Here is a 21557-nt window from a genome sequence, read left to right as displayed (position 1 = left end):
ATGGAATGACTGATATCCGCAGGACTACCTGCCCCTATGACTGCCCGGCCTCCTGCGGCCTTTTAGCCACCATAGAGAACGGGCGCGTGGCAGGGGTGGCCGGGGATCCGGAGCATCCGGCCTCAAAAGGATTGATCTGTAAAAAAATGCAGCAGTATCAGCTGTCCGTCAACAGCCCGGACCGGATCCTTTTTCCTATGAGACGGACTGGGAATAAGGGGGAAGGGAAGTTTGAACCTATCACCTGGGAAGAGGCGGTAAGGGAGATCGCAGGACATTTTCGGCAGATCATAAGGGAAAATGGCCCGTTGGCGATTCTTCCGTCCTATTATTCCGGCACTATGGGCGTGATCCAGCGAAAGTGCGGGGATGCCTTTTTTAACCGTCTGGGAGCACGCCCACTTATTTTAAGACTCTGCGCCAATGCAAAAGGAATGGGATATGCCTCTGTCATGGGGCAGACCCCCTGCCTGGAGCCGGAGGAATTAAAAAGCAGTGATCTGATCCTGGTGTGGAGCAGCAATGTAAAGGCCACACGCCTCCATGTGATGCCCGTTTTAAAGGAAGCAAGGGCTGCCGGGAAAAAAGTGCTCCTTATTGAAGCCTGCGCCAGAGAAATGGACGCCTACTGTGACGAAACGATTCTGATCCGTCCCGGTACAGACGGAGCACTGGCTCTTGCCATGATGCATGTGCTGGAGGAAAAAGGGCTGGCAGATGAGGTGTTTTTAAGAGAACGGTGTGAGGGCTATGAGGCTTTTTTGCCGATTGTGAGAAAAAGCACTCCAAAGTGGGCCGAACAGATCACAGGCATACCTGAAAAAAACATCCGCAGGCTGGCTCTTTTCTTCGGACAGGCCAAAGCTCCGGCGATTCTTTTGGGAAGCGGCTTTTCCAGATATGGAAACGGAGGAATGACCTCCCGCCTGATCACGGTTTTATCTGCATTTACAGGCGCCTGGGGAAAGCCGGGCGGCGGTATCTGCGCAGCGGAGCATAACGGCGGTCCCTTCGTGGATGCGAAACGTGTTACAAGACCGAATTTCAGGAAGGTTTCAGGGCCTGGCGTGAACATCAACTGTCTCGGTTCGGCGCTTACGGCAGAAGGAGAGGATGCAGTGAAGGCCTTTTTCGTCTATGGAGGCAATCCTGTGGGCTCTGTGTGTGATCAGAAGGCGATTCTTAAGGGGCTGATGCGGGAGGATTTATTTACAGTGGTACATGAGCGGTTTCTCACCGATACGGCCCGCTATGCAGATATCCTTCTTCCGGCAGTCTTTTCCGTAGAGCAGACCGACTGTTTCAGGGCATATGGCTATCGGACCTTTAGCGTAGCAAAAAAACTGGTTGAGCCTCAGGGAGAGTGCAAAAGCAACTGGGAGCTCTTTGGACTTCTGGCAGAGGCCATGGGCTTTGAAGAGCCGTTTTTTAAGCGTACCGAGGAAGAAATGTTAGAGGAGCTTTTAAGCCATCCTGAAGAGGGGCTTTTGGAACTTACAGAAAAACAGTGGAAGTTTCTGCGGGAAAATGGCACAGTACGTCAGCCCTTTGGGGATCATGGCCATTTTAAAACGCCTTCCGGTAAGCTTCGGATTGTCAATCAGGAGGAAAAGGAACCTGTGCCCTGCTATAAGGAACCTTACGGCGGAGCGTATCCGTTAAGCCTGATCAGCATACCTGATTCCCATACCTTAAATTCTATTTTTCTGGAGCGCAGGGATTTAGTACAAAAGCGGGGGCCGGCTGCCCTGATGCTCCATCCCCTGGATGCCGCAGAACGAAAAGTCCGGGAGGGAGATATGGTTACTGCATGGAACGATCTGGCCGAGGTAGACTTTCGGGCGGTGATCACAGACCGGATTGCAAAGGGAACGGCTGCTGTTTCCGGCATTTACAGCAGTTCTCAGACAGGCTCGGTTCTTTTATTTAATGCTCTGAACCATGAGAGGCTTTCCGATATGGAGGCTACGACACTGAATGATAACCGGATTGATGTAAAAAGGAGGATGGCGTGAAACACCACCTGGAACATTTTCATGAAATGAAAACACTGACCCGGAAGGGAAAATTTCTTATTTTATCCCTGTTTCCACTGTATTTTATTGTGATTGGCCTTGTGGTCCAGCCTTTTCCTGATATCCTTAAGGGGCTCATCCGCATTGTCATAGAACCCGATCTTCTGATCACGGATTACTTTGCCGTAGGCGGAATCGGAGCAGCCATGATCAATGCAGGAATCATCACGCTGATCAGTCTGGCGATGATTTATTTCCTGAAAATGGAAATGAGCGGCCATACGATCACGGCAGTGTTTCTCATGTTCGGCTTTTCGCTGTTCGGAAAGAATATTATGAATATCTGGGCCATTCTGGCAGGTGTATTTCTGTATTCCAGATATCATAAGACATCCTTTCACCGGTATCTTTATATCGGCCTTTACGGAACCAGCCTTTCGCCTATTATGACGCAGATCATGCAGATCGGCCATCTGCCGGTCTATGCCAGAGTTTTGATCTCTCTGGCGGTGGGGATCAGCATTGGTTTTGTGCTCCCGCCTTTAAGTACCCATGTCCACTATGCGCACAATGGATATTCCCTTTATAACGTAGGTTTTGCAGCAGGGATTATCGCTACGGTGGTCGTATCTCTGGAAAAATCCTTTGGGATCCGGATTGAATCAAGGCTGATCTGGTCCAAGGGCAACCAGGAACTCTTTGCAGTGCTTTTGTCCTTGTTTTTCGGAACTATGATCGCAGCAGCAGTTGCTGTGAGAGGAAAGACGCTGTGGGAATCCTACCGCCGGATCCTGGCAGATCCAGGTTTGGCGGGAGCCGACTTTTTTAAGGCTGAGGGCGGGGCAACTACGGTCTTTAATATGGGGATCAATGGCCTGTTTGCCACCTTTTTTGTGCTCATGGTAGGCGGAGATATGAACGGGCCTACAATCTGCGGTATCCTTACGATCGTGGGCTTCAGCTCTACGGGAAAACATATACGGAATATAGCACCGGTTATGTTTGGCGTATATCTTGCAAGCTTTACCAAAAAATGGAATATCAATGATCCGTCTCCCATTCTGGCCCTTCTTCTTTCGACCACGCTGGCGCCGGTTGCGGGAAAATTCGGAGTCGTGGCGGGACTTATTGCAGGGTATCTCCATTCCTCTGTGGCTTTGCAGGTGGGGATCGTCTATGGAGGCGTGAATCTTTACAATAATGGGTTTGCAGGGGGAATTGTGGCAATTTTCCTGGTGCCTGTGATCCAGTCGATCTGTGACCGCAGAGCAAGAGCAAGGGGAGGACTGTCGCTGTAGGGGAGAAAGCTTAAAGCGAAGGTATCTTGCCGATTAAGCAAGAAATCTGTATAATATTGAGAAAAAGGGAGGAAATCATATGGAAGACAGAAGATACGACGATACGGTGGAAAATCCAAAAGACAGAGGCGGTTTTTTGTGGGGCCTTTTGGGATGCTGCATTCCGGTGGTAGGCCTGGTCTTATTTCTGGTATGGAGAGATGAAAAGCCCAAAACGGCGAAAGTGGCAGGCATCGGAGCACTGGTATCCGTGATCCTTACCATACTCATCTATGTAGGTGTATTCGTTATGTCCATTGCTACGGCAGCGCTGATTGGCGGAATGTAAGGAGTAAAAGAGGATGGGGCGTTTCCTTCGGATCTTTTTTGGCTGTCATGCCCGTCCGGACCGTTCCTTTTACTGGAACGGAAAACCGTTTCCTATCTGTGCCCGATGTACGGGGGAGCTGGCCGGCATGATCGCCGGGATACCTCTGATCCTTCTATGGGGAGATATGAAGCTGCGGCTGATGATCCTTTTTATGCTTCCTATGACAGCAGACGGTTTTTTACAGCTTTTTACATCCTATGAAAGCAAAAATGGCAGGCGGTTTGCAACGGGGGTTCTGTTTGGCCTGGCCTTTGACAGCCTGCTCATTCATTTCCACAGAGCCTGTGTGATGGCAGCCGGGTGGATCGTAAAGCTGTTTATAGAGGACAGTGGGGCTGTAGAGAGAGCCATGGAACTGTTTTTGTGATACGGATACCAGAGGGATAAAAAACAGGAGAGGAAGTTTATTCCTCTCCTGTGATCGTTACAGCCATTTTATGGGGTTTACATATGATGGTATCGGTGGAAAGCTGTTTTTTTCCCTGCCGGACACAGTTTTTATCGGGACAGTCGGCCTCCTGACACCAGATCTGTCCGTCTTGGATGATCAAAAGATTTGTTCCGCCGTCTGCTCCCGAAACCCTGTATTCCAGATCCTTATTTAAAGGAAAGGAAGCAGCCTCTTTTCCGTCCACAAAAATATGAGCCGTCTGGCCTTTGGGAGCAGGGAAAAGATACTGATATCCCATAAGGACTGCGGCCAGAAGAAGCAGAACGATTATTAAAAAACAGGTTCTCCTTCCGGCTGCCGAAGTGCGGGCCATCAGGCTGCCGCCTGCTTTAAGCACTCATTGATCCCGTTGATAAAGCCGGATACATTGATGCTTACAGAAGCAATGGCATCTTTGGCATAGCCGTTTTCATCTGCCAGCTGGCTTACCGTCTGATGCTCGATCACATAGGCAGCCAGAGCTTCCGACTGGGCTTTCCATGTGGGGCCGTCCTCGGTCATGATGTACAGACCGTCCAGAGAGAGCTGCTGTTTGCCAATGCCGTCCTCACCGAAGCAGTCCCAGCTGCAGGCAGTGATGATGCCGTTTTCAACGGTCAGCTCCACATGGTTATAAAAACCCTTGGAGTCAAATTCGCTGTCATAGGAATACTGGCCGTCCTTTAAAGGAAATTCCGGCTGGTTTACAGTAACAGGTCCCCGAAGCAGCTGGTAAATAGATCCAGAAGCAGCTATAAATACCAGAGACAGGGCTGCCATAAGGATGAAGCCTGCCAGGTTATGCTTCATGAGGTGGTTTTGCTTCATAGTCAGATACACTCCTTTTTGCGTGGATGTTAGATTCCCGTTTATTTTATCATACAAACAGAACGGTTGTAAAGGAGGAACTTGCTGTATGAATATACGAACCCGCCGGGTGGCGGTTTATGGACTTTTGATTGCTCTTGCCTTTGTATTCGGCTATATTGAACGTATTCTTCCCATCTATCTGGGAGCGCCGGGGGTGAAGCTGGGACTTGCAAATCTGGTGACGATCCTGTCCCTTTATGTTTTGGGATTGTGGCCGGCAGTATGGATCAGCCTTGCCCGGATCCTTCTTTCCGGCTTTGCCTTTGGGGGAATGTCCTCCATTCTGTTCAGCCTGGCTGGAGCGGCCCTAAGCCTGCTTGTTATGTGGATCTGCTGCCGTTTTTCTCTTTTTGATATGGTGGGAGTGAGCATACTGGGAGGCGTATTTCACAATATAGGCCAGTTTTTGATGGCGGCTTATGTGGTCAAAACCTTTGGCGTGTTTTCTTATCTTCCCGTGCTGCTGTTTGCAGGAACCGCTGCCGGGGCAGCCATAGGGCTTTTAGGCGGTCTGGTGTTAAAACGGATCGGGAATGTGATAAAAAATCTGTAATCTGATCGGCATTGCATTAAATAAGCAAAAATTGACTCATTAAAACCGAAAAATCCATAAAAATTGTAATATGACAGAAAAAAATGACATTGTCATACCGAAGCGTTCCTTTTATAATAGAGGTATAAAGTCAGGCCGGTTTTCTGGTTAAAAAAGCCGTCTTTTCAATAAAAAATCACAGGGAGGTTACAGACATGATCAGTAAAGCAGTCAAAGATCTGGTAAGCTATGGGCTGAAAACGGGACTTCTGAAAGAGGAGGATGCGGTTTATGCCAGAAACCAGATCCTGGATGTGCTGAGGATAAATGAATATGAAGAGCCGAAGGCAGAGGGAGAAGAACCGGAGCTGGAGGAAATTTTAAAAACTCTTTTGGATTATGCGGCAGAAAAGGGGCTTTTAGGAGGGAACAGCGTTGTATACAAAGATCTTTTTGATACAAAGCTTATGAACTGTCTGATGCCAAGACCCAGCGAAGTGACGGCAGAGTTCTGGAAACACTATGAAAAATCTCCCCAGGCTGCTACGGATTACTATTATAAGCTGAGTCAGGATTCCGATTATATCCGCAGATACCGCATCGCAAAGGATATGAAATGGACGGCACAAACACGCTACGGCACTCTTGATATTACGATCAATCTGTCAAAGCCTGAAAAGGATCCAAAGGCCATTGCAGCAGCAAGAAAGGCAAAACAGAGCGGTTATCCCAAATGCCAGCTGTGCATGGAAAATGTGGGATATGCAGGACGGGCTGACCATCCGGCCCGCAATAACCACCGTGTGATCCCGATCCGGGTCAATGACAGCCAGTGGGGCTTCCAGTATTCTCCTTATGTGTATTACAATGAACACTGCATCGTGTTTAATGGCGAGCACGTTCCCATGAAGATTGAAAAAGCCACCTTTAAGAAGCTGTTTGATTTTATCCGCCAGTTCCCCCATTACTTTCTGGGTTCCAACGCGGATCTTCCCATTGTGGGCGGCTCTATTTTAAGCCATGACCATTTTCAGGGCGGTCACTATACTTTTGCCATGGCAAAGGCGCCCATTGAGCGGCATTTCACCATGGAAGGCTATGAGGATGTAGAGGCGGGAATCGTATTCTGGCCCATGTCTGTGCTGCGTCTGCGGTGTATGGACAGCGACAGGCTCATTGAGTTGGGTGACCATGTGCTGAAGATGTGGCGCAGCTATACCGATGAGGCGGCCTTTGTATTCGCAGAAACAGAGGGAGAGCCTCACAATACCATTACGCCCATTGCCCGCAAAAACGGGAATATGTATGAGCTGGATCTGGTGCTGCGCAATAACATTACCACAGAGGAATTTCCTCTGGGCGTATATCATCCCCATCAGGAGCTGCACCATATTAAAAAGGAAAATATCGGCCTGATCGAGGTTATGGGTCTGGCAGTGCTGCCTTCCCGATTAAAGAGCGAGCTGGCAGAGCTGGGAGAATACATGGCAGAGGGAAAGGATATCCGTTCTAACGATGCCATAAGCAAGCATGCAGACTGGGTAGAGGAATTTCTTCCCAAGTATGAGAGCCGGGGAATCCGGATCACGGCTGATAATGCAGAGGAGATCCTCAAGGAGGAGGTGGGTCTTGTATTTGCCAGAGTTCTGGAGGATGCGGGCGTATACAAATGCACTGAAGAGGGCAGAGAAGCTTTTGGCCGTTTCTTAAAGGCCGCAGGCTTTAAAGAAGCATAAATAATCATAAAGAATCAGGAGGACTTACAGATGTTGGATGAAAGATGGGTATTTCATGAAAATGCAAAGGCAGAGCCTGCCGGAGAAGGCGTAGTGCGCAGAGTGCTGGCTTATAGCAAGGATCTTATGTGTGTGGAAAACACCTTTGAGACAGGGGCAGAGGGAAAACTTCACCACCACCCCCATACTCAGATCACCTATGTTGTAAGCGGTGTGTTTGAGTTTAATATTGACGGCGAGATAAAGACGGTAAAAGCCGGAGATACCATGTTAAAGTTAAACGGCGTGGAGCACGGCTGTGTCTGCAAAGAGAGAGGCATCCTTTTAGATATCTTTAATCCCATGCGGGAAGATTTCGTATAAAAACGTTTATTTTTCCCTGTGGGGCAGGCGTCCGCGGAAGAAACGTTTGCGCAGCTCACTCCAGTGGAAGGGGATCAGAGGATAAATATAGCTCTTTCCCGCGATGGTTCTGTTAAATACGATGGCGCAGATGGTAAATACAATGCCTGCCGCATATCCCCAGAGGTTAAACAGGGCTGTGAGGATCAGGATGATCACACGCATGAACTTCATGGCGTATCCTAATTCAAAGCTGGCCTGGGAATAATTGGCAACGGTTACAAAGGCCATATACAGCATGGTTTCACTGTTAAACCACCCCGATTTTACGGCGTATTCGCCCAGCACGATACCGGCGATCACACTGAGCGGGGTGGTCAGCATGCTGGGGGTATTGACAGCTGCCAGCCGCAGGCCGTCAATGGCAAATTCCAGGATCAGAAGCTGCCAGATTAAAGGCACGTTGTAGGGATCGGACAGACGGATAAAGGCCAGCCAGTCGGGAATCAGCTCCGTATTCTGCATAAACATCAGCCAGGTAGGCGTAAGAAAAAGAGATAACGCGGAAATGGTCATCCGGGTAAGCCTGAGGTACGTTCCGGTAATGGGAGGAAAATAGTAGTCGTCCGCCTCCTCGATGATATCAAAGACAGAGGATGGAAGAATCATGGCGGAGGGAGAGGTATCCACCAGGATTACGATATTCCCCTCTAAAAGAGAGGCTGCAGAGGAATCGGGCCGCTCGGAAAATTTGAATTTGGGAAATGGATTGAACCACTTATAGGGAAAGAGGCATTCTGCCAGACTTTCCTGGTTCATGGTCAGAGCATCGACCTCCAGATCCCGGATTCTTTTTTTTATGGTGGAAAGCAGCTTTTGATCCACCCGGTTTTCCATATAGCAGATGGCGATATCCGTATGGGAGCTTTCACCGGCTGTCATGATTTCAATGGAAAGCTTTGGATCGCGGATCCTTCGGCGGATCAGCGCCGTATTAAATACAAGGGTTTCCACAAATCCGTCTCTGGAACCCCGCATTACCTTATCCTTTTCCGGTTCACTGACCCCTCTTGCCGGATAGGTGCGGCAGTCGATGGTAAGACAGGCGTCATAGCCGTCGATAAAGAGACAGGATACGCCAGAGAGAAGCTGGAGGACCATTTCGCTGCTTTCATGGATCAGGCCTATCTCTCCATAGGGAAGGTACTGCTTGGAAAAGCTGTGTGCATCCTTTGGCATCCGGTCTGCCTGGATGGAGGAAAGCGCCTGGAGGAGCTTTAAAAGCGTATCATCCTTTGTAAAGCCGTCGATAAAATAGAGACAGGCATTTTTTCCTCCGATAGTGAGGACGCGGTACACCACATCAAAGTTTCGATCAGTATGAAGCTCGTTGTTCAGATATTTCATTGTTTCCTGTAAATCCTGAGAAAATTTCATAATAAGGATCCTTTCTGTCTTTGCATATAGCAGTAAGACAGGCAATAGTATGACCTGATTTCTGAAAAATATGTCAATACTGTTTTGGGGAACAGAAAAATAAAATTGTTGAAATAGATATAGAATTTCCGTATTATGGAAAAGCATATGTTAAATTGCACAAAAATAGTTGACAGAAATTGACACAGGTGGTATAGTATCCCTCGTAAGAAGTACAGAGATGTGCCTTACGGGTTTTTGTTTGGTATGGGGATGCCAACACAACTTATAGTGTGACGGTTTTTGATCGTGACTGAGAGCTGCCTTCTGTGGGGGAAGGGCAGCTCTTCTTGTATTTCCGGAAAATACTATTGACATTTTTCCTACAGGAATAGTATGATAAGGGCATGAATCAAATATGGGTTTGGGCATACTGCCAGATGCCCAAACCCAAATAAAAAGAAAAGGACTGTTTTTATATGCTTGTATCCACAAAAGGGCGGTATGCGTTAAGAACGATGATCGATCTGGCTCTTCATGGGAGTGGGGAGCCGGTGAAAATAAAAGATATTGCAAGGCGTCAGGATATTTCAGGAAAGTATCTGGAGCAGATCATATCGATCCTGTCCCGGGCCGGCTGTGTGAGAAGTGTCCGTGGAAATCAGGGAGGCTATTATTTAACCCGGCCGGCCAGCGAGTATACCGTAGGGATGATCCTGCGGATCACAGAAGGAAATCTGGCTCCGGTAGACTGTCTGGCCGGTGAGGACAACCCCTGCCAGCGAAGGGATGACTGCGTCACCCTGCGGCTGTGGCAGGAGCTGGATGATGCAATCCGGGGTGTGGTAGACCAGTATACCATTGAGGATCTGGCCCGGTGGCAGGAGGCTGCAAAGTAGGTTTTGTTAGAGGCCGCAGATATTTCTTACGATTTCTCCGGCGATCATAAGGCCTGCTGCGGGAGGCACAAAGGATATGCTTCCGGGGGTGGAGCGGCGGCTGCCTGTATCTTCCTCAGCAGGCGCGGGCGTCAGAGGCTTTTCCGGGGACCAGCAGACTTTCAGGCTTTGAATGCCTCTTGTCTTCAGCTCCTTGCGCATCACACGGCACAGGGGGCAGACCGAAGTGTCTTTTAAATCAGAGATACGAAACAGTTCGGGGTGAAGCTTGTTCCCTGTCCCCATGGATGAGATCAGTGGGATGGAGTGCTCGTCTGCATAAGCAGCAAGTGCAATCTTGGCGGAAACGGTGTCAATGGCATCTAAAATATAGGTAATGGAAGAAGAGCCGGAGGAAGAAATCTGGCTTTTTTTAATATGTTCTTCTTCTAAAAGGGCATTGATCCGGCAAAAAAGCGTCTCCATTGTATCAGGGAGCACAAATTCTTCAAAGGTATCTGTCCTTGTATCAGGGCAGATATCCCGTATCCGGTCTGCCATTACTCTGGTTTTATACTGGCCCACAGTGCTGTGATAAGCAATGCTTTGGCGGTTTATATTTGTCAGGGAAACCGTATCGCTGTCTATAAGGATCAGATGGCCGATACCAGACCTGGCCAGGGCTTCAATGGCATGAGAGCCTACGCCTCCTGCTCCGAAAACAACCACACAGGATCCTTTTAAGGCATTCAGGGCCTTGGGGCCGATCAGCATTTCCGTGCGTGAAAATTCAGTGATCATGGAAAACCTCCTTTTGGTAAAAAAATAAAGCCCTGGCAAGTGTGGTAGTAGTGGTGCAGGGCTTTATAAAACATACAGAACAGGCGTTCTGAACAGCCTAAGTATACAGCAGATTTTATGAATAGTCAAGGGAAGAACAGAGAAAATTCACTCTGGGATTTTATGCGGATCTATGCTATACTACGGTCAGAAAATTTCTATGCATAAGAGCTGGAGGTCAAGATGAAAGACGGATTTTTAAGGACTGCAGCTGCTACTCCTAAAATCAGGGTGGCAGATCCGCAGTATAATGCAAAACAGATCATAGAGCTGATGGAACAGGGAGAGAGCCGGGGAGTAAAGGTGATGGTATTTCCGGAACTGTGTCTTACAGGCTACACCTGTTCGGATCTTTTTTTGCAGGCTTCCCTTTTGGAATCAGTAAAAAGGGAACTGAAACATATCGTAGAAGCATCAAAGAAGCTGCATATGATCGCGTTTGTGGGTCTTCCCTGGGAGCATGAGGGAAAGCTTTACAATGCGGCAGCTGCCATAAGCGGAGGAAGGATCCTGGGACTGGTTCCCAAAAAGAATCTGCCCAACTATTCGGAATTTTATGAGCTGCGTCATTTCTGTCCCGGACAGGAAACGGTACGCTGGATAAAGATTGACGGGGAAAGGGTTCCTTTTGGCATGAACCTTCTGTTTTCCTGTGAGGATATTCCGGGACTTGTGCTGGCAGCGGAAATCTGCGAGGACGTGTGGGTTCCCTGCCCTCCGAGCATTTCTCATGCTATGGCAGGAGCCACGGTGATCGCAAACTGCTCTGCCAGCGATGAAACCACAGGAAAGGATGCTTACCGCAGGAGCCTGATCTGTGGCCAGTCGGCCCGTCTGGTCTGCGGATATATCTATGCCAATGCAGGAGAAGGGGAATCCACTCAGGATCTGGTATTCGGCGGACAGAATATCCTGGCGGAAAATGGAACCTGCCTGATGGAATCGCGGCGCTTTTCCAATGAATGTATCTGTGCGGATATGGATCTGGAACGGATCACAGCGGAGCGCCGCAGGATGACAACCTTCCCGGCAGCAGATCCGTATCAGGAAAAAGGCGGCTATGTGACTGTGCCGTTTGAGCTGGAGCGGGGAGCGAAAGAAGCGGAGGGCTCCATTCTGCGCTATGTGGATGCGGCTCCCTTTGTGCCTGCGGATCCTGTCCAGAGAGAACGCCGCTGTGAGGAGATTCTGTCCATTCAGGCTATGGGCTTAAAGAAGCGTCTGGAGCATACGGGCTGTAAAAATGCGGTCATCGGCCTTTCCGGCGGTCTGGATTCCACGCTGGCTCTTTTGGTGACGGTTCGGGCCTTTGACCTTTTAAATCTTCCCAGAGAACAGATCCACTGCATTACCATGCCCTGCTTCGGCACTACGGACCGTACCTATACCAACGCCTGCGTGATGGCAAAGAAGGTAGGGGCATCCCTTAAGGAAATCAATATCCGCAAGTCCGTTACAAGCCATTTTGAGGATATTGGACAGGACGTAAACTGCCATGATGTAACCTACGAAAACGGACAGGCCAGAGAGCGTACCCAGATCCTGATGGATATTTCCAATCAGGTAGGAGGGCTTGTGATCGGAACCGGAGATATGTCCGAGCTTGCTTTGGGCTGGGCCACTTATAACGGAGACCACATGTCCATGTACGGGGTCAATGCTTCTGTTCCCAAGACACTGGTCCGCCATCTGGTCCGCTATTATGCAGATACCTGCGGGGAAAAAGAGCTTTCAGATGTGCTCCTGGATGTACTTGATACGCCTGTGAGCCCGGAGCTTCTTCCGCCTGAGGATGGGAAAATATCCCAAAAGACCGAGGACCTGGTAGGCCCTTATGAGCTTCACGATTTTTATATGTACTATGTACTGCGTTTCGGCTTTCGTCCGGGTAAAATTTACCGTCTGGCTCTTTGCGCGTTTGAAGGACAGTATGATAGGGAGACTATTTTAAAATGGCTTACCACCTTTTACCGAAGATTTTTCAGCCAGCAGTTTAAGCGCTCCTGTCTGCCGGATGGACCGAAGGTGGGCTCTGTGGCCGTATCTCCCAGAGGAGATCTGCGTATGCCAAGCGATGCCGTAAGCCGTCTGTGGCTGGATGAACTTAAGGAGTTGGAACTGTCCGGGACCGGAAACGGGAAAGGAGCCAGAGCAAAATGATCAACAGCACTTCAAATAAGCAGGTAAAGCGGGTTGTAAATCTTCAGGCAAAGGCAAAAGCCAGGCGGGAAGAGGGCGTCTATGTGGCAGAAGGACTGCGGATGTGCCGGGAATTTACACCAAAAGACGTAGAGGCTCTTTATGTTACGCCGTCCTTTGAGAGCCAGAAGGAAAACAGGGAGTGGCTTCACTCCTATTCCTACGAAATTGTCACCGAAGAAGTTATGAAGGCCATGGCGGATACAAAGACGCCTCAGGGTGTGCTGGCGGTGGCAAGGCAGAAGAAATACACCCTGGAGGAGCTTTTAAAGCCAGCATCTTCCGGAACTCCCCTTCTTCTCATGCTCCTTGAGAATATTCAGGATCCCGGCAATCTGGGGACGATCCTTCGGGCCGGAGAGGGGGCAGGAGTAACCGGTGTGATCATGAGCCGTGACACCGTAGATATCTACAGCCCCAAGGTGATCCGCTCTACCATGGGTTCCGTGCTGCGAATGCCCTTCCTTTATACGGAGGATTTTACAGCTGTCTGCAAAAGGCTTGGCAGAGAGGGCGTGCGTCTTTTTGCGGCACATTTGAAGGGAATGAATAATTATGACCGCCAGGATTATACTGGAAATGTGGGCTTTCTCATTGGAAATGAGGCAAACGGTCTTACAGAGGCAGCGGCAGAGGCGGCAGACTGCTGTATCCAGATTCCCATGGCAGGAAAGGTTGAGTCCTTAAATGCGGCGGTAGCAGCCTCCGTGCTGATGTTTGAGGCAGCCAGACAGCGCAGAAATATCTGACAGAGACAGTCTGCGGCGTGGCCTGAGCGTGGGAGGCCCCTGAAAGGAGAAAATCCATGACAGGGATTGCAGGCTGGTTTTTTGCATATTTATTCTTTATGGCTGTGGAGCTCTTTTTCCGCAGCCTTATTTCGCTCTGGTTTTGTGCAGGGGCTTTAGGAGCCTGGATAGGGGCTCTTATGGGGCGGACGGCAGAGGAGCAGCTTTTTGTGTTTCTTCTTGTGTCTGTTTTTTCACTGTGGATCATCGGAGCGGCCGCAAGGAGGAGAAGGTGAAGCTGCAGTTGGATAAAGGCCGCAGGTACGGTATTGTACTGGAGGGCGGAGGAGCCAGAGGAGCGTATCAGATCGGAGCCTGGAAGGCTTTAAAAGAAGCGGGCATACAGATACAGGGGGCAGCAGGAACCTCTGTGGGAGCTTTAAACGGCGCCCTGATCTGTATGGATGACTTCGAAACGGCGGAGAAAATCTGGGAAAATATCCGCTATTCCCAGGTTATGGATGTAGATGACAAAAGAATGGAAGCTTTGAGGGAGTGGAACTTAAAAAACGGTACAGCCGTAAGACTTTCGGATCTTCTAAACGGAGTAAAACGCCTGTTAAAAGAAGGCGGCTTTGATATCACACCTTTGCGGGAGCTGATCCGCGGGGCGATTGATGAGGAGAAAATACGCACCTCTGACAGGGATTTATATACAGTTACCTATTCCCTGACGGAACATCAGCCTCTTGTGGTTGATATAAAGGAAGTACCTCCGGGACAGATCTGCGACATGCTTATGGCAAGTGCGTATCTGATCGGCTTTAAACCGGAAAAGCTGGGCGGAAAGTATTACATGGACGGTGCCAGGGTCAATAATGTGCCTGTAGATGTGCTGATCGACCGGGGGTATGAGGATATTATCGTCCTTCGGATCTACGGCTATGGGGTAGATACGGAACGCCGTCTTCAGGTGCCTGACGGCGTTCGCCTTTATCATGTAGCGCCAAGGCAGGAACTGGGAGGCATTCTGGAATTTGACCGGAAAAAGGCCAGAAGGAATATGCTCCTTGGATATTTTGATGCCATGCGTATGCTCTATGGGCTGGAGGGAAGGATCTATTATCTGGATGCTCCTGAAAGCGAGGAGTATTATTTTAACCGTCTGATGGCTGAAGTTTTGGAGCTTATGGACTGGTGCGGGATGGGGGCGGAACATACAGAAAATAAAGAGGGCGGTTCCCTGCGGATTTATATGGAGGAGCTGTTTCCGCGTCTTGCCGCAAAGCTGGGATTAAAGGAAAAATGGGATTACAGGCAGCTTTATTTTTCCCTTCTGGAAGAAGCTGCAAAGAAATATCGGGTCAGCCGGTTTCGGATCTATACGCCGGATCAGCTTTTAACGGTTTTAAGAAGGCGCAGCTGGAGATAAAAATTCTTGACATCGCATTCTCATGGTGGTATATTATGCATAAAAGATGCATAAATATAAATTTCTGGCCAAATAAGTCTGGAAAAGATCACGGAGGATGCTATGAATTTAAAGGGAAGAAATTTTTTGACATTGAAAGATTATACACAGGAGGAAATCCTGTATCTGCTGGATCTGGCGGCAGAATTAAAGGACAAGAAGAAAAAAGGGATTCTTACGGATACCTTAAAGGGAAAAAATGTGGCGCTGATCTTTGAAAAGACCAGTACCAGAACCCGCTGTGCCTTTGAGGTGGCAGCCCATGATCTGGGAATGGGTTCCACTTATCTGGATCCATCCGGCTCTCAGATCGGAAAAAAGGAGAGTATTGCAGATACAGCCAGAGTTCTGGGCCGGATGTACGACGGTATTGAGTACAGAGGCTTTGGACAGGAGATTGTAGAGGAGCTGGCTCATTATGCAGGAGTTCCTGTATGGAACGGACTTACAAATGAGGATCACCCTACCCAGATGCTGGCGGATCTGCTCACTATCAGAGAACATCTGGGCCGGCTTAAGGGAGTTAAGCTTGTGTATATGGGCGATGCGCGCTATAATATGGGTAATTCCCTTATGATCGCCTGTGCCAAAATGGGAATGCATTTTACTGCCTGTGCACCGAAAAAGTATTTCCCGGATCCGGCACTGGTAAAAGAATGTGAGGCCTTTGCGGCAGAAAGCGGCGGTACGATCACCCTGACAGAGGATGTGGCAGAGGCTGTAAAGGGCGCAGATGTGATCGATACAGACGTTTGGGTATCCATGGGAGAACCAGACGAGGTATGGGAAGAGAGAATCCGGGAATTAAGCCCCTATAAGGTAACAAAGGAAGTGATGGACGGGGCAGGTTCCCAGGCCATTTTCCTTCACTGCCTGCCTTCCTTCCACGATCTTAAGACAAAGATTGGAAAGGAGATGGGCGAGCGCTTCCATGTGTCAGAGCTGGAAGTAACAGATGAAGTATTTGAGTCCAGCCAGTCAGTTGTATTTGACGAGGCTGAGAACCGGATGCACACCATTAAGGCCGTAATGCTTGCAACCCTTGGGGAGTAGGCTCTGGGTTCTGTAAGGTCTGCATCCGGAGAAATGGAGAATGCAGATATGCAGGGCCAGAGAGGAAGAAATGAGCGCCGTGCCGGGGTATTTCTCGACATGGCGCACTTGATCCTTGGGATCGCCATTGTCATATTCGCCGTGCTGTCCTTTATAAGCCCCGAAGGGAACAGGATGCTGTTTCCCCTGGTATTTTTGCTGGCGGCGCTGTTAAATGGGATCAAAGGCATATTTGAGCTTAAGACCTGTGCCAGAGATAAGAAGCGGTTCAGGCTGGGAATCTTCCAGCTGCTTCTTGGAGCAGGTCTTGGGCTTCTTGGCGTGTTAAGCGCCGTAAGTCTATGGTTTCACGGATAGATGATGGGAGAGAAGAATGAAAACAGAAATTTTAAAAATGCTGAAGGAAACACCAGATTTTCTGTCGGGCCAGCAGCTGTGCGAGGGCCTGGGGGTTTCCAGAACAGCTGTATGGAAAGCGATACGCCAGCTGGAGGAGGAGGGCTATGCCATTGAGGCGGTGAGAAACAGAGGATACCGTCTCGTGGCTTCTCCGGATGTGATCACAGCCCCGGAACTTAAAACAGTTCTTTCCACCGTGTGGCTGGGGTCTCAGGTGAACTGCTTTTATGAGACAGATTCCACCAACCGTCAGGCCAGAAAACTGGCGGAGGAGGGTGCACCCCATGGAACTCTTGTTGCTGCGGACAGCCAGAGCGCAGGAAAAGGAAGAAGAGGACGGGCCTGGGCCTCTCCTCGCGGTGTGGGAGTCTGGATGAGTTTTATACTTCGCCCTGAGTTGTCTCCGTCAAAAGCCTCTATGCTGACGCTGGTGGCCGGGATGGCAGTGGTGGCCGGGATCCGGCAGATTTCGGGTCTGTCCCCTCAGATCAAGTGGCCAAATGATGCTGTGATCGATGGGAAAAAGATTTGCGGCATCTTAACGGAGATGAGCACAGAGGAGGATTCCATCCGCTATGTAGTAGTGGGGATCGGTATCAATGTAAATACAGAAAGCTTTCCACCTGAAATTTCAGACACTGCTACCTCTTTAAAGCTGTCTCTGGGCCATGAGCTTAAACGGGCGCCTTTGATCGGAGCGGTGCTTAAGAGCTTTGAGCAGTATTACAGCCGTTTTATGGAATATGGTGATATGACAGGGCTTATGGATGAGTACAATGAAATGCTTGCAAACCGGAAACGACAGGTTCGCGTGTTAGACCCTCACGGTTCCTATGAGGGTATGGCTCTTGGAATAGATAAAGAAGGCTGTCTTTTGGTGAAGAGAGAAGATGATTCTGTATCAGCAGTTATTTCAGGAGAGGTATCTGTGCGGGGGATATACGGCTATGTGTGACGGAAGGCTGCATTTTTATGACAGGCTCCAGATTCTGGAAGAGAAGGATCGGTCTCTTGAGCAGAGGGAGCGGCTTCGGGCGGTAGAAAAGCCGCTCCTTGCCTGGTACGCCTCCAGAGCCAGAAAGCTGCCCTGGAGAGAAGATCCAAAGCCCTACAGGGTATGGATATCGGAAATTATGCTGCAGCAGACCCGGGTAGAGGCGGTAAAGCCGTATTTTGAGCGGTTTATGGAGGCGTTTCCCGAAATTCGTGATCTGGCGCAGGCAGAGGATGACCGCCTGATGAAACTGTGGGAAGGGCTGGGCTATTACAGCCGGGCCAGAAATCTAAAGGCAGCTGCCATTCAGGTGATGGAGCGCTTTAACGGAGCGCTTCCTGCTTCCTATGAAGCGCTTTTGAGCCTTCCCGGAATCGGCAGTTATACGGCGGGAGCCATTGCTTCGATTGCCTACGGTATCTCCGTTCCGGCTGTGGATGGAAATGTGCTTCGGGTCGTTTCCCGTATTCTGGCAGATTCCTCGGACATCCGAAAAGCCTCTGTAAAAACATCCATGGAGGCTCTTTTAAAGGAAGTGATGCCGAAGGACTGCGCGGGAAGCTATAATCAGGCATTGATTGAGACCGGAGCGCTGGTGTGCATCCCCGGCGGAGAACCCAAATGCAGGGAATGCCCAATGGAATCCGTATGCCTTACGGCCCAAAATGGCCTTTGGAAGAAAATCCCGTGGAAGTCCCCGCCCAAGGAGCGGAAGGTGGAAGAAAGGACGGTATTTATTATTGAATACCAGGAGAAGGCCGCTATCCGCAAAAGGCCTCCAAAGGGGCTTTTGGCCTCTCTTTATGAGCTTCCCAATGCAGAGGGAAAGCTGTCGCCAAAAGAGGCGGAGGCGTATCTGGCAGTGTCTGAGGATGATCTGGTATGTTTGAAACCTCTTCCAGATGCCCGTCATGTGTTTTCTCATATTGAGTGGCGTATGAGCGGATACCATGCTGTCCTTAAAGAACCCTGGAGGGAACTGCCGGACGGTGTTTTTATGGCATCCAGAGAGGAGATAGAAAAACAGTATCCCCTTCCCAATGCATTTTCCGCTTACAGAGAGATCCTGTTTAAAAAGGAGGATGGACAGTGAAGCAAATGCTCTTTGTATTTAATCCGCGCTCCGGAAAGGAACAGATCCGGGGAAGCCTTTTGCGGATCCTGGATATTTTTACAAAGGATGGGTATGATATCCATGTTCATGTAACCCAGAGCCAGGGAGATGCCTCCCGTATCGTAAAAGAGCTGGGAGAGGGCATGGACCTTATCCTGTGCAGCGGAGGAGACGGAACCTTAAATGAAACCATCTGCGGGATGCTGGCTCTTAAGGATCAGCCGCCATTGGGGTATATTCCTGCGGGTTCTACCAATGATTTTGCAGTCAGCCTTCAGATCCCGAAGGATATGGAGCGGGCTGCTCTTAATGTTGTAAACGGGGCGCCTTTTGCAGTGGATGTGGGAAGCTTCTGCGGGGATCGGAATTTTGTATATATTGCCGGTTTCGGCGCTTTTACAGAGGTGGCCTATGCTACCTCCCAGGATCGAAAGAATCTGCTGGGCCATCCGGCCTATATGCTGGAGGCCTTAAAAAGTATTTCTTCTATTAAGCCATACCATATGTTAGTGCAGTGGGAAGAGGGGGAATTAGAGGAGGATTTCGTGTTCGGCATGGTGACGAATACAAGGAGCGTGGGCGGCTTTAAAAATCTGGTAAACCAGACTGTTGCCTTAAATGATGGTGCCTTTGAGGTGCTTTTGATTCGTATGCCAAAAACTCCCGGAGATCTGAGCAATATCATTTCTCATCTGTTTTTAAAGGAAGAACCGAATGAATATGTATACCGTTTTAAGACAGCTTCCATCTGTTTTCAGTCGGCAGCTCCGGTGGACTGGGTTCTGGACGGAGAGTATGGCGGAGCCAGAACCCAGGCTCAGATCGGCTGTTTAAGGGAGAAAATAAGGATTCTTGTCGATAGATGTTGAAATCCCGAAACAAATGGTATATAATGATAAGTTGTGAGAGTTTCCACATTTACCTTTAAATGAAAGGACGTTTATCATTGGAAAAGGACGATTTTTTAAAAAAACTGGAAAAGCTGGTGGAGCATGCCAAATCCAAGCACAATACGCTGGATGCAGGCGAGATCAATGACTTTTTCACAGGGGACAACCTGTCTCCCGAGCAGATGGATCAGATTTACAGTTACCTGGAGAACCGTAATATTGACGTAGTTCCCGTACTGGACGAAGCGATGTTGAATGCAGATCCCGCTCTGGATGACATTGGCCTGGATCTTGATCTGGACGATGACAGCTTCATGAAGGATGCAGAGGAAGAAGAAATCGACCTGGATGCAGTGGATCTTCTGGAGGGCATCGGAACCGAAGACCCGGTTCGTATGTACTTAAAGGAGATTGGTACCGTACCCCTTCTTACGGCAGATGAAGAGCTGGAGCTTGCACAGCGCAAGGCAGACGGAGATGAATCTGCAAAGGAGAGACTGATCGAGGCAAACCTGCGTCTTGTGGTCAGCATTGCAAAGCGCTACACGGGAAGAGGCATGAGCTTCCTTGATCTGGTGCAGGAAGGCAATCTGGGGCTGATCAAAGGCGTTGAGAAATTTGATTATACAAAGGGTTATAAGTTAAGTACATATGCGACCTGGTGGATCCGTCAGTCAGTGACAAGAGCTCTGGCTGATCAGGCGAGAACCATCCGTGTGCCGGTGCATATGGTTGAGACGATCAATAAGATGTCAAAGATGCAGCGTAAGCTGACTTTGGAGCTGGGCTATGAGCCTTCTGTCACCGAGCTGGCAGAAGCTCTCGATATGTCTGAGGACAAGGTGATGGAGATCATGCAGATCGCCCGCGAACCGGCTTCCTTAGAGACGCCCATCGGCGAAGAGGATGACTCCAATCTGGGCGATTTCGTAGCGGACAGCAACGTAGTGACTCCTGAGGGAAATGTAGAGTCTGTGATGTTAAGAGAACATATCGATGCCCTCTTAGGCGATTTAAAAGAGAGAGAGCGCCAGGTCATTGTCCTGCGTTTTGGTCTGGAAGACGGCCATCCCAGAACCCTTGAGGAAGTGGGAAAAGAGTTTAATGTTACCAGAGAGCGTATCCGACAGATCGAGGCCAAGGCTCTGCGCAAGCTGCGCAATCCGGTAAGAAGCAAGCGCATCAGGGATTTCCTGTAAATGAAATAAAATAAAAAGGGCTGCTCACAAAAGCAGCCCTTTTGTGCGTGGCGGGATATTGATGCGTTTGTCCCTGCTGTAAAGGAGGAAATTGTTATGGCTGCACAGCAGCAGAAGCAGAATTATCAGAGAATTTTAGAACACACATTGGAAGAAATTGGAAAAAACGGAGCCGTTCCGACTCTTTTACTCCACAGCTGCTGCGCTCCCTGCAGCAGCTATGTATTGGAGTATCTGTCACAGTATTTTGAGATCACTGTTTTTTATTACAATCCCAATATTTACCCGGAAACAGAATACAGGGAACGGGCCAGGGAGCAGGAACGGCTGATCTGTGAGATGAAGACAGAAAATCCTATTCATTTTTTGGAAGGAACATACGATCCATCCGTTTTTTATGCCATGGCAAGGGGACATGAAAAGGACCTGGAGGGAGGAGAACGCTGCTTTCGCTGCTATGAGCTGCGTCTCCGGGAAGGAGCAGCTGTGGCAAAACAGGGCGGTTTTGACTATTTTACCACTACACTCTCTATCAGCCCTTTAAAGAACGCCCAAAAGCTTAATGAAATCGGGATCCGCCTGGGAGAGGAATATGGCGTTCCCTACCTGCAGTCGGACTTTAAAAAGAAGAACGGCTATAAGCGTTCTACCGAGCTTTCTGCCCAGTACGGCCTTTACCGCCAGAACTACTGTGGCTGTGTATTTTCTCAGGAAAAGGAAAATAAAACTTGGGAAACTCAAACTTGACATAGATAGGCAGATGTAATAAAATTCATATAGAGG

23 protein-coding genes are annotated in these 21557 nt (G+C 49.2%); 19 read left to right on the top strand and 4 right to left on the bottom strand.

The features are described from left to right. Window positions 1-5: 5 nt before the first annotated feature. From WKT10_RS10270 to WKT10_RS10255, 4 genes are all read left to right on the top strand, one after another. Window positions 6-2015 (top strand): molybdopterin-containing oxidoreductase family protein, encoded by a 2010-nt coding sequence (locus tag WKT10_RS10270; RefSeq protein WP_340277024.1) that lies wholly within the window; start codon window positions 6-8, stop codon window positions 2013-2015. A 26-nt stretch (window positions 2016-2041) separates the two neighbouring features. Beyond that, entirely contained in the window at window positions 2042-3313 is a 1272-nt protein-coding gene (locus WKT10_RS10265; protein ID WP_337434039.1) for a DUF1576 domain-containing protein, read from the top strand. 79 nt (window positions 3314-3392) lie between these two features. After that, the gene (locus tag WKT10_RS10260; RefSeq protein WP_340277022.1) at window positions 3393-3641 is read left to right on the top strand and encodes a zinc ribbon domain-containing protein; all 249 of its coding nucleotides are present in this window, start codon (window positions 3393-3395) and stop codon (window positions 3639-3641) included. 13 nt (window positions 3642-3654) lie between these two features. Further along, on the top strand, window positions 3655-4050 hold the full coding sequence (locus WKT10_RS10255) for a DUF2085 domain-containing protein (RefSeq protein ID WP_337433941.1): 396 nt from the start codon (window positions 3655-3657) through the stop codon (window positions 4048-4050). A gap of 37 nt (window positions 4051-4087) precedes the next feature. Here the strand turns inward: WKT10_RS10255 and WKT10_RS10250 are convergent, their stop codons facing one another. Both WKT10_RS10250 and WKT10_RS10245 read right to left on the bottom strand, forming a co-directional pair. Continuing rightward, window positions 4088-4447 carry a NusG domain II-containing protein gene (locus tag WKT10_RS10250; protein WP_340277020.1) on the bottom strand — a complete coding sequence of 120 codons (360 nt, stop codon included), beginning with the start codon at window positions 4445-4447 and terminating at the stop codon, window positions 4088-4090. Beyond that, a complete protein-coding gene (locus WKT10_RS10245; RefSeq protein ID WP_066549380.1) occupies window positions 4447-4941 on the bottom strand; it encodes a hypothetical protein in 495 nt (164 codons plus the stop codon). The genes WKT10_RS10250 and WKT10_RS10245 overlap by 1 nt, the downstream gene beginning before the upstream one ends. 88 nt (window positions 4942-5029) lie before the next feature. On the opposite strand from WKT10_RS10245, the gene WKT10_RS10240 reads away from it, so the two are divergent. The 3 genes from WKT10_RS10240 (at window position 5030) to WKT10_RS10230 (ending at window position 7614) form a co-directional block, all read left to right on the top strand. Next, window positions 5030-5536 (top strand): Gx transporter family protein, encoded by a 507-nt coding sequence (locus tag WKT10_RS10240; protein WP_337433939.1) that lies wholly within the window; start codon window positions 5030-5032, stop codon window positions 5534-5536. Between the two features lie 194 nt (window positions 5537-5730). Continuing rightward, window positions 5731-7251 (top strand): UDP-glucose--hexose-1-phosphate uridylyltransferase, encoded by a 1521-nt coding sequence (galT, locus tag WKT10_RS10235; protein ID WP_337433938.1) that lies wholly within the window; start codon window positions 5731-5733, stop codon window positions 7249-7251. A 30-nt stretch (window positions 7252-7281) separates the two neighbouring features. Beyond that, complete coding sequence (locus WKT10_RS10230; RefSeq protein ID WP_337433937.1) at window positions 7282-7614, top strand: cupin domain-containing protein; 333 nt, start codon at window positions 7282-7284, stop codon at window positions 7612-7614. Window positions 7615-7620: 6 nt separating this feature from the next. Here the strand turns inward: WKT10_RS10230 and WKT10_RS10225 are convergent, their stop codons facing one another. Continuing rightward, window positions 7621-9030 carry a spore germination protein gene (locus tag WKT10_RS10225; RefSeq protein ID WP_337433936.1) on the bottom strand — a complete coding sequence of 470 codons (1410 nt, stop codon included), beginning with the start codon at window positions 9028-9030 and terminating at the stop codon, window positions 7621-7623. 458 nt (window positions 9031-9488) lie between these two features. Here WKT10_RS10225 and WKT10_RS10220 point away from each other — a divergent pair, with 458 nt between their 5' ends. Continuing rightward, window positions 9489-9908, top strand: a complete 420-nt coding sequence (locus WKT10_RS10220) for an RrF2 family transcriptional regulator (protein ID WP_066549371.1) — start codon at window positions 9489-9491, stop codon at window positions 9906-9908. Window positions 9909-9914: 6 nt separating this feature from the next. On the opposite strand, the gene WKT10_RS10215 is transcribed toward WKT10_RS10220, so the two are convergent. Continuing rightward, window positions 9915-10688 (bottom strand): tRNA threonylcarbamoyladenosine dehydratase, encoded by a 774-nt coding sequence (locus tag WKT10_RS10215; RefSeq protein ID WP_066549369.1) that lies wholly within the window; start codon window positions 10686-10688, stop codon window positions 9915-9917. A gap of 222 nt (window positions 10689-10910) precedes the next feature. On the opposite strand from WKT10_RS10215, the gene WKT10_RS10210 reads away from it, so the two are divergent. The 11 genes from WKT10_RS10210 (at window position 10911) to WKT10_RS10160 (ending at window position 21521) form a co-directional block, all read left to right on the top strand. Further along, the gene (locus WKT10_RS10210; RefSeq protein ID WP_337433935.1) at window positions 10911-12887 is read left to right on the top strand and encodes an NAD(+) synthase; all 1977 of its coding nucleotides are present in this window, start codon (window positions 10911-10913) and stop codon (window positions 12885-12887) included. Beyond that, a complete protein-coding gene (locus tag WKT10_RS10205) occupies window positions 12884-13675 on the top strand; it encodes a TrmH family RNA methyltransferase (RefSeq protein WP_066549366.1) in 792 nt (263 codons plus the stop codon). The genes WKT10_RS10210 and WKT10_RS10205 overlap by 4 nt, the downstream gene beginning before the upstream one ends. 56 nt (window positions 13676-13731) lie before the next feature. Next, on the top strand, window positions 13732-13950 hold the full coding sequence (locus tag WKT10_RS10200; protein ID WP_066549364.1) for an NfeD family protein: 219 nt from the start codon (window positions 13732-13734) through the stop codon (window positions 13948-13950). After that, window positions 13947-15086: a patatin-like phospholipase family protein gene (locus WKT10_RS10195; protein ID WP_066549361.1), complete on the top strand. Its 1140-nt coding sequence runs from the start codon at window positions 13947-13949 to the stop codon at window positions 15084-15086. The genes WKT10_RS10200 and WKT10_RS10195 overlap by 4 nt, the downstream gene beginning before the upstream one ends. A 102-nt stretch (window positions 15087-15188) precedes the next feature. After that, window positions 15189-16178: an ornithine carbamoyltransferase gene (gene argF, locus WKT10_RS10190; RefSeq protein ID WP_337433934.1), complete on the top strand. Its 990-nt coding sequence runs from the start codon at window positions 15189-15191 to the stop codon at window positions 16176-16178. A 48-nt stretch (window positions 16179-16226) separates the two neighbouring features. Next, window positions 16227-16535: a DUF6637 family protein gene (locus tag WKT10_RS10185; protein ID WP_066550916.1), complete on the top strand. Its 309-nt coding sequence runs from the start codon at window positions 16227-16229 to the stop codon at window positions 16533-16535. Window positions 16536-16551: 16 nt separating this feature from the next. After that, complete coding sequence (locus WKT10_RS10180) at window positions 16552-17532, top strand: biotin--[acetyl-CoA-carboxylase] ligase (RefSeq protein WP_340277014.1); 981 nt, start codon at window positions 16552-16554, stop codon at window positions 17530-17532. Next, on the top strand, window positions 17525-18664 hold the full coding sequence (gene mutY, locus WKT10_RS10175) for an A/G-specific adenine glycosylase (RefSeq protein WP_340277082.1): 1140 nt from the start codon (window positions 17525-17527) through the stop codon (window positions 18662-18664). Before WKT10_RS10180 ends, mutY begins: the two co-directional genes overlap by 8 nt. Then, window positions 18661-19554 carry a diacylglycerol/lipid kinase family protein gene (locus tag WKT10_RS10170; RefSeq protein ID WP_337433933.1) on the top strand — a complete coding sequence of 298 codons (894 nt, stop codon included), beginning with the start codon at window positions 18661-18663 and terminating at the stop codon, window positions 19552-19554. Before mutY ends, WKT10_RS10170 begins: the two co-directional genes overlap by 4 nt. A gap of 77 nt (window positions 19555-19631) precedes the next feature. Then, complete coding sequence (gene rpoD / locus WKT10_RS10165; RefSeq protein ID WP_066549352.1) at window positions 19632-20774, top strand: RNA polymerase sigma factor RpoD; 1143 nt, start codon at window positions 19632-19634, stop codon at window positions 20772-20774. Window positions 20775-20870: 96 nt separating this feature from the next. Beyond that, a complete protein-coding gene (locus tag WKT10_RS10160; protein WP_066549349.1) occupies window positions 20871-21521 on the top strand; it encodes an epoxyqueuosine reductase QueH in 651 nt (216 codons plus the stop codon). Window positions 21522-21557 lie beyond the last annotated feature (36 nt).

The organism is Enterocloster sp. HCN-30185 (genome assembly GCF_037890305.1).
GTDB lineage: Bacteria > Bacillota > Clostridia > Lachnospirales > Lachnospiraceae > Enterocloster.
This window is presented reverse-complemented; position numbering and strand designations above follow the sequence as displayed.